General features: G+C 34.8%; 13 protein-coding genes. 12 read left to right on the top strand and 1 reads right to left on the bottom strand.

The features are described from left to right. Positions 1–65 precede the first annotated feature (65 nt). From KCG49_RS10140 to KCG49_RS10085, 12 genes are all read left to right on the top strand, one after another. The gene (locus KCG49_RS10140) at positions 66–1,115 is read left to right on the top strand and encodes a LacI family DNA-binding transcriptional regulator (protein ID WP_218546298.1); all 1,050 of its coding nucleotides are present in this window, start codon (positions 66–68) and stop codon (positions 1,113–1,115) included. A 129-nt stretch (positions 1,116–1,244) separates the two neighbouring features. Then, positions 1,245–2,615, top strand: coding sequence for an MFS transporter (locus KCG49_RS10135; RefSeq protein ID WP_218546297.1), 1,371 nt, complete (start codon positions 1,245–1,247; stop codon positions 2,613–2,615). Between the two features lie 10 nt (positions 2,616–2,625). Next, positions 2,626–3,282 (top strand): beta-phosphoglucomutase, encoded by a 657-nt coding sequence (gene pgmB, locus KCG49_RS10130; RefSeq protein ID WP_218546295.1) that lies wholly within the window; start codon positions 2,626–2,628, stop codon positions 3,280–3,282. A gap of 41 nt (positions 3,283–3,323) precedes the next feature. Continuing rightward, positions 3,324–5,639: a glycoside hydrolase family 65 protein gene (locus KCG49_RS10125; protein ID WP_218546294.1), complete on the top strand. Its 2,316-nt coding sequence runs from the start codon at positions 3,324–3,326 to the stop codon at positions 5,637–5,639. 39 nt (positions 5,640–5,678) lie between these two features. Next, positions 5,679–7,643 carry a glycoside hydrolase family 13 protein gene (locus KCG49_RS10120; protein ID WP_218546292.1) on the top strand — a complete coding sequence of 655 codons (1,965 nt, stop codon included), beginning with the start codon at positions 5,679–5,681 and terminating at the stop codon, positions 7,641–7,643. 67 nt (positions 7,644–7,710) lie between these two features. Then, on the top strand, positions 7,711–8,682 hold the full coding sequence (locus tag KCG49_RS10115; RefSeq protein ID WP_218546290.1) for an alpha/beta hydrolase: 972 nt from the start codon (positions 7,711–7,713) through the stop codon (positions 8,680–8,682). 52 nt (positions 8,683–8,734) lie between these two features. Continuing rightward, positions 8,735–11,167, top strand: coding sequence for a TIM-barrel domain-containing protein (locus KCG49_RS10110; protein ID WP_218546289.1), 2,433 nt, complete (start codon positions 8,735–8,737; stop codon positions 11,165–11,167). An 86-nt stretch (positions 11,168–11,253) separates the two neighbouring features. Continuing rightward, positions 11,254–13,149 carry an alpha-amylase family glycosyl hydrolase gene (locus KCG49_RS10105; protein ID WP_218546287.1) on the top strand — a complete coding sequence of 632 codons (1,896 nt, stop codon included), beginning with the start codon at positions 11,254–11,256 and terminating at the stop codon, positions 13,147–13,149. A gap of 161 nt (positions 13,150–13,310) precedes the next feature. Further along, positions 13,311–15,017, top strand: a complete 1,707-nt coding sequence (locus tag KCG49_RS10100; RefSeq protein ID WP_218546286.1) for an alpha-amylase family glycosyl hydrolase — start codon at positions 13,311–13,313, stop codon at positions 15,015–15,017. A 114-nt stretch (positions 15,018–15,131) separates the two neighbouring features. Then, positions 15,132–16,088: a Na/Pi cotransporter family protein gene (locus tag KCG49_RS10095; RefSeq protein ID WP_218546284.1), complete on the top strand. Its 957-nt coding sequence runs from the start codon at positions 15,132–15,134 to the stop codon at positions 16,086–16,088. Positions 16,089–16,159: 71 nt separating this feature from the next. Continuing rightward, positions 16,160–18,277 (top strand): glycoside hydrolase family 97 protein, encoded by a 2,118-nt coding sequence (locus KCG49_RS10090; RefSeq protein ID WP_218546282.1) that lies wholly within the window; start codon positions 16,160–16,162, stop codon positions 18,275–18,277. Positions 18,278–18,373: 96 nt separating this feature from the next. Beyond that, positions 18,374–20,752 (top strand): GAF domain-containing protein, encoded by a 2,379-nt coding sequence (locus KCG49_RS10085; RefSeq protein WP_218546281.1) that lies wholly within the window; start codon positions 18,374–18,376, stop codon positions 20,750–20,752. Here the strand turns inward: KCG49_RS10085 and KCG49_RS10080 are convergent. Beyond that, positions 20,742–22,013 (bottom strand): Pycsar system effector family protein, encoded by a 1,272-nt coding sequence (locus tag KCG49_RS10080; protein ID WP_439901100.1) that lies wholly within the window; start codon positions 22,011–22,013, stop codon positions 20,742–20,744. The genes KCG49_RS10085 and KCG49_RS10080 overlap by 11 nt on opposite strands. Positions 22,014–22,118: the final 105 nt, after the last annotated feature.

The raw sequence follows: 22,118 nt of genomic DNA, 5'->3' as shown, positions 1-22,118 counted from the left end.
AATTATGAAATTCGAAATTTAAATTTTATAATTTAGTTATATTCGTCCTTTGAGTTAAGGAGATTATGAAGAGAAAAATTACATTAAAACAGATTGCTAGAGAATTGGATGTGTCCATCTCAACAGTATCAAAAGCACTTCGAAATAGTGCAGAAATAAGTGAAGACACTAAGCAAAAAGTACAGGCATTTGCTAAGCTTTATAATTACAGGCCCAACAATATTGCACTTAGTCTTAAAAACAGAAAAACGAATACCATTGGTATTATAATTCCAGAAATTGTACATCATTTCTTTTCTAAGGTAATTAGAGGTGTGGAATTGGTTGCCAATAATAGGGGTTATAATGTAATCATCGGTTTGTCCAATGAGTCATTTTCTAAAGAAGTTATAAACATGGATATGCTTGCCAATGGCAGTATAGATGGGTTTATACTATCTATCTCTAAAGAGACTTTACAGCTACAAGACTATCACCACTTTAATGAAACCATGAGCCAAGGTATGCCCATTGTTATGTTTGATAGAGTGGTGTCAGATATTAAGTGTGATAAGGTTATTGTTGACGACCTAAACGGTGCGAAAAATGCAGTGAAAAAATTAATTGAAAACAAATGTAAATCCATTGCTTTAATAACTACTAAAGATTATGTTAGTGTTGGAAAGCTAAGGACACAGGGCTATTTGGAAGCATTGGAAGAACATAAAATGACCCCTAAGGCAGATTTGATATTAAAAATTGACGACACACTAGATTATAAAGTGGACTTAGAAGAGCTCGAATCAGAAATAGAACAGTTATTTAAGTCTAATAAAAAAATTGATGGTGTTTTTGCGGTCAATGAATTATACGCACTTTCTGCAATGAAAGTTGCCAGAAAGCTAGGTTTAGATATCCCTAACGATGTACAAGTTATTGGTTTTACGGATGGTGTTTTATCCAAGCACTCAACTCCAAGTCTTACCACTGTGAGTCAACATGCACAACATATGGGTGAAAAAGCAGCAGACCTTTTAATTGATAAATTAGAGAATGAGATTAATGAGGATGCTGATGAGGAATACCAAACTGTAATCATTGCTACTGATTTGATTGAGCGCGAATCTACCAAATAGAAATTTAACATTGCGGTTTTAAAATCTTTTATATCTTTACCGCAAATCAAAACTTATATTTTCACTTCAACACATAGGTTTTGATAAGCTTTGCTTGTCAGAATAGTATTAATTTAAACATACTATTTAATGAAAAAGCGTATTCTCGGATTTTGGGAAATTTGGAACATGAGTTTCGGTTTCCTAGGAATTCAATTTGGTTTTGCTTTACAAGGTGGCTTTATGTCACGAATTTTCCAAACCCTTGGTGCAGATAAACACGATATTCCACTGTTATGGATTGCGGCACCTTTAACAGGTTTGATTGTGCAGCCAATTATTGGCTATATGAGTGATAGAACATGGCACTCACGCTTTGGGCGAAGACGACCTTATTTTCTAGTTGGAGCTATTTTAAGTTCTATTGCCTTGTTTTTTGTGCCTTACTCACCAGCTTTATGGGTAGCGGCTGGTTTTCTCTGGATCCTAGATGCTTCTATTAATGTTTCTATGGAGCCTTTTAGAGCTCTGGTTGCAGATAAACTAGATGAATCTCAGCGTACTTATGGCTTTGTAATGCAAACACTGATTATCGGAATAGGTACTTGGGTAGCTAGTAATTTACCTTGGATGGTTTCTGAAATGGGTGTAAGTGATTCTGCGGATTTAGGTATTGTACCTAACTCAGTTAAAGTTGCTTTTGCTATTGGGGCTTTTGTGTTTTTAATTAGTATTCTCTACACCGTTTTTACAACTTCAGAGTACCCACCTGAAAATATGGAAGAGTTTGAAAAGGAGAAGGCAGAGAAAAATAGTTTTGTGTCAGACATCATTAACAATATAGGCAGCATGCCTTCTACCATGAAGAAATTAGGTGTTATACAATTCTTTAGCTGGTTTGCTTTTTTTACTATGTGGAGTATGGCAAACCCTGCATTAACTGAGCATGTATACAAGATGCCTGCACCAATTGAAACAAATTATGATATGACGAATGCTGCAGATAAGGAAGCTTTTGATGTAGAAAATACAGCATTTCAGAAGGCGTCAAATTCTGTAGGTTCAGCCATGGGAGTTTATGGTTTGTCATCTATGGCTTTTGCATTATTACTAGTTTTTTACACATCTAAACGTAATGTCAATAGGAAATACGTACACATGCTATCTTTATGCATTGGCGGATTAGGATTTCTACTAATGATGGTGGTGTCACCAGAACAACTCAAATATTGCTTTATGTTAATAGGTATAGCGTGGGGAAGTATTCTTTCGATGCCATACGCTATGTTGTCCAGTTCAGTTGATCCTAAGAAAATGGGAATGTTTATGGGAATCTTCAATATGTTCATTGTAATTCCTCAAATCATTGCAGCACTAGGTGGTATTAATTTTATATCAGGACTTTTGGGGGATAAAGCTATTAATGCCATGACCATTGCAGGGGTAAGCTTACTCATTGCTGGTTTAAGTAATTTCTTAATAACTGATAAAGCTGCAATTTCTTATCAATCAGTAGAATAAAATTATCCTAATGCAAAAAAAAGGCTTCATATTCGATTTAGACGGTGTCATTGTTGACACTGCCAAATATCATTTTTTGGCTTGGAAAAAACTCGCTAAAAGTTTAGATATAGATTTTACAGAAGAAGAAAACGAACAACTTAAAGGTGTTAGTCGTGTCCGTTCTTTAGAAAAAATATTGTCTTGGGGAAATAAAACAATTTCCGAAGAAAAGTTTACAGAATTAATGGCTAAGAAAAATGATGATTACTTAAGCCATATTTCTAAAATGGATGAGAATGAAATATTACCAGATGTTCCAAGAATTTTAAACCTATTAAAAGAAAATAAACAGCTCATTTCACTAGGCTCTGCCAGTAAAAATGCCAGAACCATTTTAGAGCGTGTTCATCTCAAAGAGAATTTTAACGCCATTGTAGATGGCAATGATGTAAGCAAAGCAAAACCAGATCCTGAAGTCTTTTTAATTGCAGCAGAACTGTTACACACAAAGCCTGAAGACTGCATTGTTTTTGAAGACTCAGTAGCTGGTGTTGAAGCCGCTAATATTGTGAACATGATTTCCATCGGAATTGGAAGCGAAGAAGTCTTAGCGCATGCAGATTACGTATTTAAAGATTTCACGGAAATCTCAGATACATTTATAAAGTCATTAATCAAAAATTAAAACATAGAAGGCTCATATGGGCTTTTAAAACAAAAAAGCATATGAATTTAGATTATATCATACCCAATGATTGGTCAATCATAGAAGAAAGATTTGATCCAAGCCATGTAAAGGCATCCGAAAGCTTATTTAGTATAGGTAATGGTGCTATGGGGCAACGTGCCAATTTTGAAGAAAAATATTCAGGACCTACATTTCAAGGAAGTTATATTGCAGGCGTTTACTACCCCGATAAAACTAGAGTAGGTTGGTGGAAAAATGGTTATCCAGAGTATTTTGCTAAGGTTTTAAATGCACCAAATTGGATTGGTATCAATGTTTTTATTAATGATGAAGGATTAGACCTTCATACTTGTAGGGCCATTGAAAACTTCAGAAGAGAACTTAACATGAAAGAAGGTTGGCTATCCAGAAGTTTTGTTGCCACGCTTCAAAATGGTATAAAAATAGAAGTAAATACAAAACGGTTTTTGAGTTTGGATTTAGATGAATTAGGTGCTATTAACTATTCGGTTACACCTCTAAACTCTAATGCTTCTATAACCTATAGGCCATATATTGATAGTGGTATTACAAACGAAGACACCAATTGGGACGATAAGTTTTGGGATACCTTGAATGTAAGCCACGAAAATAATCAGGCGTTTATTCAGGCAAAGACAATGAAGACTGACTTTTATACCTGTACGTTTATGGAATCTCAAGTCTTTATTGATGGAAAATCCATTCTTGTAAATCCTAATATTAATGCCGATTCTAATAGTGCTTCATTTAGCTATAATTATGAGGTAAAGCAGAATGAAACATATACCATACATAAATTTGGAGGATATACAGTTGATAGAAACCATGATAAATACGAATTGGTCACTGCAGCAAAATCTGTTTTAGAAAAAGCAACCAAATCAGGATTCACTGTTTTATTGGAAGCTCAAAAAAATGCATGGTCCAAGATTTGGGATATGGCAGATATTACTATAGATGGTGATGTTAAAGCTCAGCAGGGCATTCGATTTAATATCTTTCATTTAAATCAGACTTACTTAGGTACCGATGCCAGATTAAATATTGGTCCAAAAGGATTCACGGGTGAAAAATATGGCGGTAGTACCTATTGGGATACCGAAGCTTATTGTATTCCATTTTACATGGCAACCAAAGATCAAAGTGTTGCCAGAAGTTTATTGACATACCGTTACAAACATTTAGGAAAAGCCATTGAAAATGCTGAAAAATTAGGGTTTACAAACGGAGCCGCATTGTATCCAATGGTAACTATGAATGGTGAAGAATGCCACAATGAGTGGGAAATTACATTTGAAGAAATCCACAGAAATGGCGCTATTGCCTTTGCTATTTTTAATTACTATCGTTACACGGGCGACTATAGCTATATTCCAGAAATGGGCTTAGAAGTCCTTATTGGTATTGCACGTTTTTGGCATCAACGCGCCACGTTTTCGACCGATAAAAATAAATATGTCATTCTAGGTGTAACAGGACCTAATGAGTACGAAAACAATGTTAATAATAATTGGTACACTAATTACATTGCACAATGGTGTATTAATTATGCCGTTGAAAATATAGAACGTGTTGCATCTGAGTTTTCTACCGATTATACGCGTATAATGAATAAAGCAAAGCTCTCCAAAGCTGAGGTTAAAGAGTGGAAAACAGTAGCTGATAATATATATTTTCCATATTCCAAAAAGCATAACGTCTACTTGCAACAAGATGGTTTCTTAGATAAAGAACTCATTACTGTTTCCGATTTAGATAAATCGCAACGGCCAATAAATCAAAAATGGTCATGGGATCGTATTTTACGTTCCCCATACATTAAACAAGCAGATACCTTACAAGGTTTCTACTTTTTTGAGGATCAGTTTACAACCGAAGCACTAGAACGCCATTTCGATTTTTATGAACCATTTACGGTTCATGAGAGTTCTTTGTCACCATGTGTACACAGTATACAAGCGGCAAAATTAGATCGTATGGAACAAGCATATACATTCTATTTAAGAACATCTAGATTGGATTTAGATGACTACAATCACGAAGTTCACGAAGGGTTGCACATTACCTCAATGGCTGGTACATGGATGAGTATCGTTGAAGGTTTTGGAGGTATGCGTGTTAAGAACAATGCATTAACCTTTGAGCCTAGAATTCCTAAACAATGGGATGGCTATTCTTTTAAAGTCAACTTTAGAAACCAAATACTTAAAGTTAATGTTTGTCAAGGCCATACACATTTTGAATTGGAAGGTAATGAAGACATAGAAATCGTGGTTAATGATAAAGCGGTATCTATTTCACCAAACAATTTGGTTACAGTTTTAGAAGATTGATTATGTCGTTAATCGAGAACATTAAAAAACTTTATTAATATGAAAAATATATGTAGTATTCTAATAGCTTTGGTATTTGTTTTAATGTCTTGTAAAGAGAATTCACCAAATTCTGATACATCTTCTTCATTAGATACACCTCTCATTGAGGCTAATGACATAGAACGTATAGAGCCATCAAATTGGTGGGTTGGTTTTAAGGGTGATAGCCTTCAACTTTTAGTGAAGCACCCAAACATTTCAGATTATAAACCGAGCATAGCGTATTCTGGGGTTTCCATTAAAAAAGTTTCAAAAGGAAATAATAGTAATAATTACTTATTTATAGATCTTAATATATCCAAAACGACTTCTGCTGGTAGATTCAATATTAAATTCAAGAACGATAAAGGCCAAGAACTAGTAGCTACATACGAATTAAAGGAACGTGTAAAACCTGCTGAAGACTTTGTTGGTTTTGATAGCTCTGATGCTATTTATTTAATTACACCAGATCGTTTTGTTAATGGTATTGCAACTAACGATACGCCATTAGGTGTCGAAGGACAACCCGCATTATTGGAACAGACCATAGATAGAACTGATGATTACGCCAGACATGGTGGAGATATAGCTGGTGTAACCAAGCATTTAGATTACATATACGATTTAGGATTTACAGCAGTCTGGCCTCAACCACTTTTAACTAATGATATGAAAAAAGGATCTTATCATGGTTATGCAGTTACAGATTTGTATGAGATAGACCCACGTTTCGGAACCTTAGGAGAGTACCAAGATTTATCGGCCAAACTAAGAGAAAAAGGGATGAAGCTTATTATGGACCAAGTGGCAAATCATTGTGGTTTGTACCATTGGTGGATGAAGGATTTACCGTTTAAGGACTGGGTGAATCTTCAGGAAAATTTTGAAGAAAATAAAGCCAATTGGAATAATTCTTATACTATAAACTCTAACCACAGGCGTACAACAAATCAAGATATATATGCATCCGAAGCAGATAAAAATGGCATGAGTCAAGGTTGGTTTGTGGCTACAATGCCAGATTTAAATCAACGCAATCCGTTTATGGCCAAATATATTATTCAAAATAGTATTTGGTGGATTGAGACTGTACAATTAGGAGGGATTCGCCAAGATACCTATCCTTATCCTGATAAAGATTTTATGAGTGATTGGGCTGGGGCAATTATGACCGAATACCCAAACTTTAGCATTGTGGGTGAAGAGTGGAGCTACAATCCACTACTTATAGGGTATTGGCAAGAAGGTGCTCATAACAAAGATGGATATGATTCTAATCTAAGATCAACTATGGATTTCGCCATGCAAAATTTGGTAGTTGAAGGGATCAAAGAGAAAGAATCTTGGGACGAAGGCTTGGTTAAAATTTATGAAGGATTGGCCAATGATTTTCACTATCCGAGCCCAAAAGATATTATGGTGTTTTCGGATAATCACGACATGAGTCGCATTTTTACGCAATTAGATGGTGATATAGCAAATACAAAGATGGCTATGGCTACTTATGCCACTATACCAAGAATTATGCAAATGTATTATGGTACGGAAATTTTGATGAATGATTTTGCAAAACCTGGAGACCATGGACTAATCCGTACAGATTTTCCTGGTGGTTGGGAAAGTGATGCTGTTAATGCGTTTACTGGAGAAGGTTTGACCGATGCGCAAAAGGATATGCAATCTTTCATTAAGAAGCTATTCAATTATAGAAAAAATAGCAAAGCTATTCATGAGGGCAAAACAACACATTTTGCACCATTTGCAGGTACATATTTTATGTATAGAACATTAGGAGATGAAACTGTTGTTTTAATATTAAATAAGAATGAAGACATTATAACCATAGATCTTAATTACCAAAAGGAAATGGGATTAAAAGGTAAAACACTTAAGAATATCATAACTGGCGAAACTATAAAATGGGGAGATGTGATGGATTTAAAATCTAAGGGTGTAACAGTATTAACGACAAAACTATAATTATCATAAAAGGTTTGCAGAGACTGGGCGTAGTCGAAGTCTAAATCTTGTGGTGTAAAGTTAAAGCATGAAATACCTAATTTGCATTTTCATATTACTGTTGTTTTTTTCATGTAAAAATGAAAAGGAGGCTAATGTAGATAGTTCCAAAATTAATGCTGTAAATACTGAGTATAAATTCAAAACAGTTGAAGATGCTAAGCTGTCTGCTGGAAAACTAAGCAGAGTAGATAGTTTTCCATCAAAATATATTACACCGAGACCTATAGATGTTTGGTTGCCAGAAACATATTCCAAAGACAACAAATATAGTGTGTTGTATATGCACGATGGACAAATGCTATTCGATAGTACAGCTACTTGGAATAAGCAAGAATGGAAAGTAGACGAATGGGCAAGCCAATTAATGGGTGATAGAACAACCAAAGATTTTATAGTTGTTGCCATCCATAATATTCCTCAAATCCGTTGGCAAGATTTATTTCCTCAAAAGGCATTCGATTTTATTGATAAAAGTATAAAAGATTCTCTATTTGATATTGCAGAAAAAAGTAACATAAAGCTTAATGGTGACAATTATTTAAGGTTTTTGGTCGAAGAACTAAAACCTGCCATTGATGGTTCTTATTCGGTTTATACAAATAAAGAACACACTTTTGTCATGGGTTCTAGTATGGGAGGTTTAATGTCTATGTATGCCATTAGTGAGTATCCGACTGTTTTCAGTGGTGCTGCATGCATATCGACGCATTGGGTAGGGGCCATGCCAATGGAAGACAATCCATATCCTGAAGCCATTTTTAAATATATGGAAGCCAATTTGCCTAATCCAAGTACACACAAATTGTATTTTGATTACGGCAACAAAACTTTAGACCAACACTACCCGCAATATGCATCAAGAGTAGATAAAATTTTAGAAACAAAAGGGTATTCAGAAACCAATTCTAAGAACTTGTTTTTTGAAGGTACAGACCATTCAGAAAATTCTTGGAATCAAAGATTAGATAAGCCTCTGATTTTTTTGTTGGGTAAATAAATTGCTACATCCTGTAAGGTTTCAAAAATCTTAAAGGTATTAAAGACTAAGTATGAAACACATAATTCTATATATATCGATTATACTGTTCACAGTTTCAATTTGTGCTCAAAATCCAAATCGAACATACCAATCCCATAACGAAGAAAAAGGAGTATTTACAGTTATAACCAACGATGGTAAATACGTATTTCAGTTTTATTCACCAGAAATACTTCAGACCAGTTTTATTCCAAATGGAGAACGTTATAAAAATGAATCGCATGCAGTTGTAACGCCCCCAAAAACTATTGAAACTACTTATAAATATGTAGGAGATGATATTACTTTTGGAAGCAAAGCGCTATCAGTTACTATAACAACAAAGCCTTTTCAGATCAGCTATTCATACAAAGACAAACCAGTAATATCTGAAAAGCTCGGCTACTATAAAAGTAAGCACCAGCCAATGGACATGGTAAAAGATAATATAGTAGCAGATTCTACCGAAAAGATAGAATTTAATCTTACCAAAGATGAGGTGTTATATGGAGGTGGATCCAGAGCTTTGGGAATGAACCGTCGAGGAAACCGTTTGCCACTATTCAACAGGGCACATTATGGTTACGAAACCGAATCCAAACTGATGAATTACACCATGCCTATCGTAATGTCATCAAACCAATACATGATTCATTTTGACAACGCACCAATTGGCTACCTAGATTTAGACAGCAAAAAAGATAATACGCTAACCTACGAAACTATTTCGGGTCGAAAAACCTATCAAATCATTGTGGGTGATTCTTGGTACGATATCATGAATAATTACACGCAGTTAACAGGAAGACAACCCATGCTGCCGCGTTGGGCGTTGGGTAATTTTTCTAGCCGATTTGGATACCATTCCCAAAAAGAGACCATCGAAACAATAAACAAGTTCAAGGATGAAAACATTCCTGTAGATGCTATCATTCTTGATTTATATTGGTTTGGTAAGGACATTAAGGGCACTATGGGAAATCTTGAGTTTTTAAAGGATTCCTTTCCAGATCCAAAACAAATGATTAAGGATTTGAGAGCTAAAAATGTTGAGACTATTCTAATAACCGAACCGTTTATTTTAACCAACTCAAAAAAATGGAATGAGGCCGTCGAAAAAAATATTTTAGCTAAAGATTCCATCGGAAACCCTGCCAAATACGATTTCTATTTTGGTAATACTGGGATTATAGATATTTATAAAACTGAAGGTAATACATGGTTTAAAGATATTTATAAAGACTTATCTGATTTCGGTGTAACAGGATTTTGGGGAGATTTAGGTGAGCCAGAAGTACATCCACATTGGGTGCAACATGCTACAGGTTCAGCACAACAAGTACATAACACTTATGGTCACGATTGGGCAAAACTCGTTTACGAAGCAAGTTTAGAAGCCAAACCAGAGTTAAGACCTTTTATTCTAATGCGTGCAGGCTATTCGGGCTCGCAACGTTACGGAATGGTACCGTGGTCTGGGGATGTTAACAGAACTTGGGGAGGCTTACAAAGCCAGCCAGAAATTGCCCTACAGATGGGCATGCAGGGTTTGGCATACATGCATTCAGATTTAGGTGGTTTTGCAGGAGCAAACCTAGATGATGAGCTTTATGCACGTTGGCTGCAGTATGGGGTTTTTCAACCTATTTTTAGACCACACGCTCAAGAAGATGTTCCCAGCGAGCCTGTGTTTAGAAGTGATAAGGCGAAAAATTTTGCCAGATTTGCTATAGAAATGCGCTATCGTATGTTGCCTTACAATTATAATCTGATGTACGAAAACCATCAATACGGTAAGCCGCTAATGCGACCTTTATTGTTCGAGGAACCCGATAATCCAAAGCTGTTTAATTATTCCGAAACCTATTTATGGGGAAATGATATTTTGGTAGCACCAGTTTTAGAAGCTGGTAAAAAAGAACAACAGGTTTACTTTCCGAAAACATCAGATTGGTTTAATATCGAAACTGATGAAATGATTAAAGGCGGACAAACCAAATCGATAAAAACGCATCCCGCTTATATTCCAACTTATGTAAGATCTGGTGCCTTTATCCCTTTGGCAAAATCAATGCAATCCACTAAAGATTACGATTCTAATTTTATTCAGTTGCAATATTATCATCATGGTTCTATTGAAAAATCCGAACGAAAGTTCTACTCCGATGATGGAAAAACAGTAGACGCTATAGAAAAAGGGCAATATCAAATTTTAGAGTTTGAAGCAGAAATGGAAGGTCGTTGGTTAGAGATTGACTTTGAAGCCGATAACGGGAAAAATCACAAACCAAAAACTAAAACAGTTGAGTTGGTTATTCATAATATTAGAAAAATGCCTAAACGTATAAAAATTGATAAGAGTAAAGTAAATGGCACTTACAACGAAAAATATAAAACTCTGACCTTAAATATTACTTGGGATACAGCGGAAGAAAAAGAAGTGAGAATTAAACTTGCAAAATAAATTCTTTGTCCATTTCGGCAGAGCGAAGGATGAGCGACGAGAAACCATTAGGTTCAACGAAGTTAAATCTCATAATCGAAAACAATATGAAAAAACAAAATTTACTCATAATTGCATTAGTGCTATTCAGTGTAATAGCTTGTAAAAATGAACCTAAAAATCAACCAGAACCTCTCAACACTGTTGAAGATATGAAAACCCAAATGAAGAAAAAAGAAGTTGTATATCAAGTTTTTACAAGACTTTTTGGTAACACTAATACCACTAATAAACCTTGGGGAACGCTTGAAGAAAATGGAGTAGGTAAGTTTAATGATTTTACGGACAAGGCTTTAAATGAAATTAAAGATTTAGGGGTTACACATATTTGGTATACGGGAGTTCCGCATCATGATGTGATAACAGATTATACTAAATATGGTATTTCTAACGACGATCCAGATATAGTAAAAGGTCGTGCGGGTTCGCCTTATGCAGTAAAGGATTATTACAACGTTAACCCCGATTTGGCAGAAAATGTTGAGAATCGTTTACAAGAGTTTGAAGCGTTAATCGAAAGAACACACAAAGCTGGACTTAAGGTGATTATTGATATTGTTCCAAATCATGTGGCACGTAATTATCAAAGTTTAACCAATCCAGAAGGAACCACGGATTTTGGTGCTGAAGATGATAAAACAGTGACCTATGATGTAAACAATAATTTTTATTACAATCCAGGTGAGCCTTTTAAGGTGCCCGAATGGAAAAATGGTTACCAACCTTTGGGAGGCGAGAACCATGCGATGGCAGATAGTAAGTTTAAGGAAATGCCTGCAAAATGGACAGGAAACGGATCTAGGGCTTCTCAACCCGACATGAACGATTGGTACGAAACCGTAAAAGTAAATTATGGAGTATCACCAGATGGGAACAAAGATTTTGATGAACTTCCAGAAGGGTTTGATAACGAAGATTATAATAAACATTTTGAATTCTGGAGCGATAAAACCGTTCCAAGTTCTTGGGTAAAATTTAAGGATATTGCCTTGTATTGGACAGCTAAAGGTGTTGATGGTTTTAGATTTGATATGGCAGAAATGGTGCCTGTGGAGTTTTGGAGCTACATGAACTCGCACATTAAAATGAAAAATCCCGATGCATTTTTATTGGCTGAGGTGTACAACCCAAGTTTGTATAGAGATTACATCAAAAAAGGAAAAATGGATTATCTATATGATAAAGTTCAATTATATGATACACTAAAACATGTGATTCAAGGTCATGGGAAAACTGATAATATTCCGCCAATTTTAGACGATTTAAATGATATTGAACATCATATGCTTCATTTTTTAGAAAACCATGATGAACAACGTATCGCGAGTCCAGATTTTGCAGGTAATGCTTTAAAAGGAAAACCAGCAATGGTAGTTTCTGCAACGTCAACTACAGCACCAACCATGGTATATTTTGGCCAGGAGTTTGGTGAGCCAGGAGCAGAAGATTTAGGCTTTGGTGATCCAACACGTACGTCTATTTTCGATTATGGTTCAGTGCCAAGTTTGGTGCGTTGGGTAAACGATAAAAAGTTTGATGGAGGTCAATCCACCAAAGAAGAATTAGAGTTAAGAGATTTTTATAAGCGTTTACTGAACTTCACGATTAATAGTTCTGCATTAATGGGCGAGTACCAAGATATTCATTGGTACAATCAGCAAAATACGGAATGGTATAATGACAAAGTTTTGAGTTTTGCGCGCTGGTCTGATACTGAACAATTGATCGTGGTTTCAAACTTTAACGCTGATAACAACTATGGATTTGAACTGCAATTACCAGAAGATTTGGTTTCAAAATTAAAGCTTCAAGATGGTGAATATAAGCTTAAGGACCAATTGTACAATGAATACAGTTCAATTCTAAAAGTAGAAAATGGTAAAGCCCAAGCTCGTATTGATATAAAGCCATTAGAATCATTTATTCTCAAAATAGCAGAGTAATTAAGAATCGCTTTGAGCTCAAATTTGAATTTGAAGATGAATGTGAGAGCATTGATAAAACTTAATAATTATGATTGTTCCCTTGAGGATACTTTAGGGGTATTGCAGATATTTAATAAAAAGTTTAATTAATAAGATACCCAGTTTTATGGGCAATAAATATGAAAAAATTAGTAGTTGTAGTAACACTTAGTTTTATGCTAGTCAATTGTAAAAACAATCCAAATAAAGAAGACGTTAATATCAACGTCGTTGAACCTACAAATCCCTCTGAAATACCATTTATTTGGGAAGGCGCAAATCTATACTTTTTGTTGACAGATCGTTTTAACAACGCCGATACATCAAACGATGTTAATTTTGATAGAACAAAAAAAACGGCAAAACTGCGTGGGTTTAAAGGAGGTGACCTCAAAGGGGTTACTCAAAAAATTAAAGAAGGTTATTTTACGGATTTAGGAATCAATGCCATTTGGATGACTCCAATTGTAGAACAAATACATGGAGGAACTGATGAAGGTACAGGAGTGACTTATGGTTTTCATGGCTATTGGGCAAAAGACTGGACACGTATCGATCCTAATTATGGCACAAAAGAAGATTTGCAAGAGCTGGTTAAGGAAGCACATGCGAGAGGTATAAGAGTGGTTTTAGATGCCGTAATTAATCATACGGGTCCTGTAACTGAAAAAGATCCTGTTTGGCCAGACGATTGGGTAAGAACCGATCCACAGTGTAAATACAGTAATTACGAAAATACCATAACATGTACATTGGTAGCCAACCTTCCAGATATTAAAACTGAAAGCAATGACAACGTAGAGTTGCCACCCCAACTCGTTGAAAAGTGGAAGGCAGAAGGCCGTTACGAGGAAGAAGTTGCAGAATTAGATGCATTTTTTGAACGTACAGGCCATCCAAGAGCACCAAGATTTTACATCATTAAGTGGCTTACGGATTATATCACGGAATTTGGTATAGACGGGTATAGAGCCGATACCGTTAAACACACTGAAGAGTATGTTTGGGAAGAGTTTAAGTCCGAATGCGATTATGCGTTTTCAGAATTCAAGAAAAATAATCCAGAGAAAGTTCTAGACGACAATGATTTTTACTTAGTTGGTGAAGTTTACAATTATGGAATCAGTGGAGGGCAGTTTTTCGACTTCGGAGATAGAAAGGTCAATTACTTCGATCCAGCAAGCTTCCACAGTCTAATCAATTTCGAATTTAAATGGAATGCAAAAGAATTAGGTTACGAAGAATTATTCAAAAAATATTCTGATGTGCTAAACGGTGAATTGAAAGATTTCGGAACACTCAATTACCTCAGTTCTCATGATGATGGCAGTCCTTTTGATGCAAAAAGAAAAAAGCCTTTTGAAACAGCTAATAAGTTGTTACTGTCACCTGGAACATCACAAGTCTATTATGGAGATGAGTCTGCGCGTTCTTTAGTTATTAAAGGTACTGAAGGTGATGCAACATTACGCTCATTTATGAATTGGGAAGAGCTCGAAAACAATAGCGAGACCAAAACCGTTTTGGCTCACTGGCAGAAATTGGGACAATTTAGAGCCAAACATCCTGCCGTTGGTGCCGGTATGCATCAAGTGGTTACAGAAGAACCTTACGTATTTTACAGAAGCCTAACTAAAGTTGATTATAAAGATTTCGTGGTAATCGGTTTAGATTTAAATAATGGTAAAAAAGTATTGGACTTATCTAAGGTGCTTAAAGAAGGTGAGGTATTACATGATGCATATTCAGGCCAAGATATAAAAGTGGTGGATGGAAAAATTACTGTTAATTCTGAATTTGGTACAGTCTTATTGAGCAAAAAACCTGTCAAAAAATCTAATCTATAGCTTAAACAGAGTATTGGGTATATTTCAAATTAATAAAAAAAGTTAAGTAAAGTTCATCTTAAGTTAACGATTTCTTTCAATAGGTTTTTTAGATTACAAGCTATTTGAAGAAACATGAACGAAATTTTACCTTTACTCATAGGTGGTATCTCACTTTTTCTCTATGCCATAACTCAGCTTTCTAGTGCTTTAAGAGAATTATTTACGGACAAGGCTAAAAAGATAGTAGAAACTTATACACCTAATCTGCTTGCTACGATTCTTATTGGCACTGTTCTTACGATTCTTTTAGGTTCGTCTTCTGCAATGATAATCATAGTCATTGTTTTTGTCAATGCGAAAACACTCAATTTTAGGCAAAGTATAGGGCTCATTATGGGTGCTAATATAGGAACTACATTTTCTAGTCAAATCATAGCTCTCGATATAGGTAAATATTCCATTATTGCCCTTTTTATTGGTTTATTTTTTGAAGTATTTGTAAAAAACGAGAAAAAAAAATTATACGGTAAGAGCATTTTCTATTTTGGAATGCTCTTTTTTGGTCTTTATATTATGGAAGATGCAGTACAGCCTTTAAAGAATAGTGCGACATTCTTAAAATGGATTGCGAGAGTAGAGGATAATCCTGTTCAAGGAACACTCATAGGTGGTTTGGTGACACTTATTATTCAATCATCAAGTGGAACGGTAGGTATGTCTATTCTATTGGGCAAAGAACAAATTCTTTCTGTGGCTGGAGGTATCGCTATTATGCTAGGTGCAGAGTTGGGTACTTGCTCTGATACCTTACTGGCTACTATTAACGGAAGACGAGAGGCATTAAAAACAGGGCTTTTTCATTTAATATTTAATCTAATTACTATCATCATTGGGTTAATCTTCTTTATGCCTTTTGTTGATTTGGTAAACAATATCTCTAGCACAAAGAGCATAGGAGGTATTATCGCCAATGCCCATATGTTATTCAATATTATGGGTGTACTTTTTTTTCTGCCTTTTGTGGGTCTTGCCGAAAAACTTCTCAATACTATTTTACCAGAAAAAGATATGAAAGTATCTAATGTATAAAATAATTTAAGAGATAATTTTAAAGGTTTGTATAGATTCGTTATTTTGAATTTTACTAATATTAGTAGTATATGAAAACAGTCTATATATTCTTATTTGCACTATTGATGGCTTGTAACACTGTTGATAATGATCAAGTAAATTTGGTAGCGACTTCACCTAATGGTAAATTAAGGGTTGAACTGCAATTAAATAAAGAAGGAGAGCCGTATTATAGAACTTTATATAATAACAAGGTGATCGTGGATACATCGTATTTAGGTTTTGAATTTACAAATGCACCTAAACTTAAAGGCGGTTTAAAACATTTGGGGTCTGAAGTAAATGCATTTAATGAAACTTGGGAAATGCCTTGGGGAGAACAACGCACAGTTGAGAATAATTATAAATTCATTAAAGCTAATTTTGAAGAATCTGAAGCACCAAATCGTAAAGTTACTATAGAGTTTAGAGTATACAATGATGGCATAGGTCTGCGTTATGAATTCCCAAAGCAAGATGGTTGGATCGAAGCTTTAATAAAAGAAGAGCATACAGAATTCAACTTAACTGAAGATTATAAAACCTTTTGGATTCCTGGGGATTGGGATATTTATGAGCATTTATACAGTACTACAAAACTTTCAGAAATTGATGCAAAATCGTATATACCAAAAACACATCTAGCACAATCTCATATTTCAGAAAATTCTGTAAATACACCTGTTACTATGGTTGGCAAGGAGGGCATTCATCTTAGCTTTCATGAAGCATCTTTAATAGATTATTCAGGTATGACCTTAAAAGTAGATACTGAAAATCTAATTTTAAAAAGTAGTCTGGTTGGCTCAGAAAACACAGATTATAAAGTTAAAAAAAGCTTACCATTCACAACACCTTGGCGAACAATTCAAATAACGGATAATGCACCAGATCTAATCGCATCTAACCTCATTGTGAATTTGAATGAGCCTAATAAGCTAGGTGATGTTTCGTGGTTTAAACCTATGAAATATACTGGAGTTTGGTGGGAAATGCACTTGGGGAAATCGTCGTGGGATTACGGCATGGAAATGGTAGATGGCAAATGGACCGATACAGGAAAAGCACATGGCAAACATGGAGCAACCACAGAAAATGTAAAAAGCTTTATTGATTTTTCTGCAAAGAATAATATAGGTGGAGTTTTAGTTGAAGGTTGGAACACAGGTTGGGAGCGTTGGATTGGTTTTGAGGATCGAGAGGGTGTTTTCGACTTTGTAACATCTTACCCAGATTATGATTTAGATGAAGTAACGCGTTATGCCAAAGAGAAAGGAGTGGGGATCATTATGCATCACGAGACATCTGCAGCAACACAGACTTACGAAAAGCAACAAGACACAGCTTATGCTTTAATGCAAAAGTATGGAATGCACGCTGTTAAGTCTGGCTATGTTGGTAAAATAATTCCTAAGGGAGAATATCATCACGGGCAATACATGGTTAATCAATACAATAATGCAGCTATTAAAGCAGCGAAATATCAGGTTGCCATAAATGCCCACGAACCTATTAAAGACACAGGTTTGCGAAGAACTTACCCAAACATAATTTCTCGTGAAGGTTTGCGTGGACAAGAGTTTAATGCTTGGTCTGGCGATGGAGGAAATCCCCCAGAACATTTGCCCATTGTAGCATTTACAAGAATGTTGGCTGGTCCTATTGATTTTACACCTGGGATTTTTAATATTAAGTTTAACGAGTATCGAAAAGATAATCAAGTCAATACTACCTTGGCACAGCAACTGGCATTATATGTTGTCATATACAGCCCAGTACAAATGGCTGCTGATTTGGTAGAGCATTATGAAGCAAACCCAAAACCATTACAGTTTATTAAAGATGTAGGTGTAGATTGGGAAGAAACTAAAGTTTTAAACGGCGAAGTAGGTGATTACGTGACAATCGCTAGAAAAGAAAGAGCAACTAATCATTGGTTTGTTGGTGGAATTACAGATGAAAATGCCAGAACTTTAGAAGTAACTTTCGATTTTCTTGATACCGATCAAACTTACGAAGCGAGGATTTATAAAGATGGTGAAGATGCACATTGGGACAAAAATCCATTGGATATTGTCATAGAACAAGTAGATCTTAATAAAGATTCAAAATTAAAGATAAAGCTTGCTCCGGGAGGTGGTTTTGCCATTAGTTTGAAAAAGAAATAAGTTGTCATTATTATGTAACAATTTAATCGTAAGGAAGTCTACTATTAAACGACTATTCTAAATATTCGTAACTTTACATATATTAAATTTTAAGGTTTGGACATTAACGACAATTTAGATTCACCTTTAGTGATTAAAGTTGGTTTCAATAAATTACTCAATCAGTATCAAAATTTAATTGAAGCTGACAATGATTTTATTGCAGCTAATGCACGTCGTGTGTTGAAAATTGCAGAAGAAAACCCAGTGTTAAGAGATGGGTTTAACGACCTAACATTGCTGGATAAGTATGCAAAGGAAATTGCAGGTATTTTGCAAGATTCCTTTAGTCCTATCTTAACCAAAAATGAAATAAAAACAGCTTCTGTGCCTTTTCAGGATGTTGTTTTTAACACATCAGAGCGTTTTAAATCTATACTAAAAACAGCAGGGGACGATTTTGAGTTGGAAATAAAAAATATGCCTAAAGACCAAAGGTATATTATTGCATGTACAATAATTTTAAATTTTTGTTACGGTTACAATCTTAACTTTAAGCGACCATTTTTTTACGAAATACCAGATGCAAATGGTATAATGCGTTATTACAAGATTTTGTATAATGCAGATTTTACTGAAATTGTTCCAAAGGAAAATGCACCAAAAATTACTAAGGAAGATTATGATGAATTAATCGATAATTTTGAAAACATTGAGCTTTGGAAAGAAAAGTTTCCACCGAACAGTTATGAGTTTAAAGGCTTTGTAATTTCAAATATTTTTGACGTCACAGATGACCAATCTATTTCTAACATAAAATCGTCTTTAATAGGTGAAGATAAGCGCAAGGATGAAAGTTTTATGCAAGGCTTTTATGAAATCTTTCGTTCTTTATTTGGATTTAAGAATCTCGAAGTTGGCTTTTCTATATACAATGAAGAAGAGAATACTTTTGAGCGCGTTTATGGAGTAGGGATGAATAGCTTTTTGCTTAATCAAGCGGAGAGTTTGTCGTGTGAAGACGCATTATGCGAATGGTCGTATTCTCGTTTGATAAAAGAGAACTCGTACTTTTCGGTATCTGATGTAGACAGAATGTATAAACTTTCAAAAGGACAAGCACCACATATTAAAGTGCTGTATGAACAAGGCTTTAAAAGTGCCATTTTTGCACCAATAGCAAACGATGATGGTTTAATGGGGATTTTAGAAATTGTATCTAAAGAGCCACAAGCGTTAAACAGTATCAATGCTAATAAATTGGTAGACGTTATGCCATTCATTGTGTCTGCTGTAGAACGTTCTAAAAATGAAGAAGAGAATTTAATAGAAGCCATTATTCAAAAAGAATGCACATCCATTCATTCGAGTGTACATTGGAGGTTTGAACAAGAAGCTAGAAATTATATTAAAACAGAGTTCAACACGGGGGAATCTCCAACTTTCAGAAAAATTACTTTTGATGATGTTTATCCTCTGTTTGGGCAAATAGATGTTAAAGGTTCGTCTAATGCAAGAAATGAAGCCACGCAAAAAGATTTAGCGTTACAGCTTACCTTGGCAGAGAAAATTTTAGATAAAAGCCTTGAGGAAAAGAGTTTGCCAATTTACGAGCAGATTAAATTTCAGGTTGCAGAATTCAACAAAAATCTCAATGAGAATTTTAAGGTGGATAGCGAGCATGCAATTACCGTATTTCTTAGGGACGAAGTCAAACCCGTATTTCATTTAATTGCTAAAACTCAAGCGTCTGTAAAAGAAGATATTGATGATTATTTCAGTAAAGTAGATACAGATTTAGATGTGATTTATTACTACAGAAAGCATTACGATGATACAGTAAAGCTTATAAATACAAATATGTCTTCACTTTTAGATGAGAAACAAGTCGAAGCGCAACAAATGTATCCGCACTTTTTTGAACGTTTTAAAACCGATGGAGTAGAGCACAACATGTATATAGGTGAGTCCATTACTAAACAAGACAGCTTTAGTATGATTTATCTATACAACCTTAGATTATGGCAATTGCAGGTAATGTGCGAAATGGAAAATGAGTATTACCATAATCAGCACGCCTATCCAATTGCATTAGATGTAGCCTCAATGGTTTTGGTATTTAACCAGCCATTATCTATTCGTTTTAGAATGGACGAAAAACGATTTGATGTAGATGGTACATACAACGCACGTTATGAAGTTGTGAAAAAACGTGTGGATAAGGCATTAATTAAAGGTACGGAAGAGCGTATTACAGAAAAAGGTAAACTCACCATTGTATATTCTCAAAAAGAAGATGAAGAAGAATATGTGAGATACATTAAATTCTTACAGTCTAAACATGTTTTAGATACGGATTTAGAAATTTTAGAGCTAGAAGATCTACAAGGTGTTACTGGTTTAAAGGCATTACGTGCAAGTATTTTGTACCACGATGAAAATGATGATAAAAACTTCTATACTTATAATGATTTAATGGAAACCATTAAATTATAATATTCTCAACTTTATTTTTTGAAATTATAGAAGATGTTGTGTTAGCTTTTGGCAATACATCTTCAATTTCAATACCTGGATTATTCTTTACTGCAATTCCAAAAGAGATTAATGAGATAATAATTCCTATCATAAAAACTGTATAGGTAATTCTGAGCAGCCTGTATTTTCGTTCTAAAACCTTGCCTAAAAAGTATAGATCTTTAGTAAGCGCTTTATAGATATAATCTTTATCCTGTACCATTTCCTTTATGGCCCATTCAAATTCGTCCAGTTTCATTTTATGAAAATTGCCAAAGAAGCTCAAATTCACCTTTTGGTTTTTTACATCCTCCTTGGTAAACTGTCCGCTCGTAACATTAGGTCGAGTTGCTATAATTGACAAAATCATTGAAATGACACAAAATAAAGTGAAAATCACTGTTGGCCAAGTGAGATATGGATTAGTATCTAATTTAGATATTAAATTAGCTAATACAACCGAAATAATGATAGCATTTACAGAAAGTAAAATATTGGCTTTTGTATCTGCAATGTCACTTAACTTTATATGATTTCTTAACGCTACTCTATAAAAAGTCTGTACACCACGTTCTGGGCTCTCATTTTTATATTGCATTTTGTATTTCGCCTTCATTTTCTCTTTCTTAAATTTCTTCTTCTGTTTTTTCTTGGCCTTCATTAACTTAGAAAGATTTTTGGCTTTTCTGGGTTGCCACTCTTTAATAGCGTAATTAGTATAAAACTGATGACTTTTTGCAAGAACTCTTATGTTTTCGTCACGCCACTCAGATGGAGAATAGGTCTTAACGTTTCTCATTTCTAATTCCTTGCGGAGAAATTCGCTGGCCTCCTCAAAATATTTTTTGCCAAAATGAGAAGCATCAGCATCTCTTATAATTTCACCTAACTTTGTTTTAGGCACCTCCTTAAACTTGGTCTCCATAATACATTCGTTAACGCTATCAATAAGCGCAATGCCAGCACCTTGCTCTTTAAGGAATTCAGTAGCAATTTCTACACTTCTCTCTTCATGGTCTTCTTCACCCTTGGTGTACCCTGTATCGTGCAATAAAGCCGCAATTTCTAAAATTTCTGCCTCTTTATCAGATACTTCAGAATGTTCAATAATTTCCCTTATGCTTTTTAGTACACGTTCTGTGTGTGTGTAGTTGTGATATAGAAAGGTGTTGGGAAGCTCGTCTTTTAAAAGGTTAAAAACAAACTCTTGAGTTTTTTCTACTAGAGACTTAGCCATCATTACTTTAATTTTAAATACACGTGAAATTACAAAAAATTAAAACACTTACCATTTTATATGCCATATGAGTCATAATGAAATTGTATTTTTATAGATGTGATTTTT

The organism is Winogradskyella luteola (assembly GCF_019203985.1).
Lineage (GTDB): Bacteria > Bacteroidota > Bacteroidia > Flavobacteriales > Flavobacteriaceae > Winogradskyella > Winogradskyella luteola.
The sequence above is the reverse complement of the archived record's forward strand: the minus strand, read 5'-3'. Positions and strand labels throughout refer to the sequence as shown.

Bases quoted from the DNA above. Each gene is read 5' to 3' on its own strand.
- KCG49_RS10095 (WP_218546284.1), top strand. From the start codon at position 15,132: ATGAACGAAATTTTACCTTTACTCATAGGTGGTATCTCACTTTTTCTC.
- KCG49_RS10110 (WP_218546289.1), top strand. From the start codon at position 8,735: ATGAAACACATAATTCTATATATATCGATTATACTGTTCACAGTTTCA.
- KCG49_RS10125 (WP_218546294.1), top strand. From the start codon at position 3,324: ATGAATTTAGATTATATCATACCCAATGATTGGTCAATCATAGAAGAA.
- KCG49_RS10120 (WP_218546292.1), top strand. From the start codon at position 5,679: ATGAAAAATATATGTAGTATTCTAATAGCTTTGGTATTTGTTTTAATG.
- KCG49_RS10100 (WP_218546286.1), top strand. From the start codon at position 13,311: ATGAAAAAATTAGTAGTTGTAGTAACACTTAGTTTTATGCTAGTCAAT.
- KCG49_RS10105 (WP_218546287.1), top strand. From the start codon at position 11,254: ATGAAAAAACAAAATTTACTCATAATTGCATTAGTGCTATTCAGTGTA.
- KCG49_RS10140 (WP_218546298.1), top strand. From the start codon at position 66: ATGAAGAGAAAAATTACATTAAAACAGATTGCTAGAGAATTGGATGTG.
- pgmB (WP_218546295.1), top strand. From the start codon at position 2,626: ATGCAAAAAAAAGGCTTCATATTCGATTTAGACGGTGTCATTGTTGAC.
- KCG49_RS10115 (WP_218546290.1), top strand. From the start codon at position 7,711: ATGAAATACCTAATTTGCATTTTCATATTACTGTTGTTTTTTTCATGT.
- KCG49_RS10090 (WP_218546282.1), top strand. From the start codon at position 16,160: ATGAAAACAGTCTATATATTCTTATTTGCACTATTGATGGCTTGTAAC.
- KCG49_RS10135 (WP_218546297.1), top strand. From the start codon at position 1,245: ATGAAAAAGCGTATTCTCGGATTTTGGGAAATTTGGAACATGAGTTTC.
- KCG49_RS10080 (WP_439901100.1), bottom strand. From the start codon at position 22,013: ATGATGGCTAAGTCTCTAGTAGAAAAAACTCAAGAGTTTGTTTTTAAC.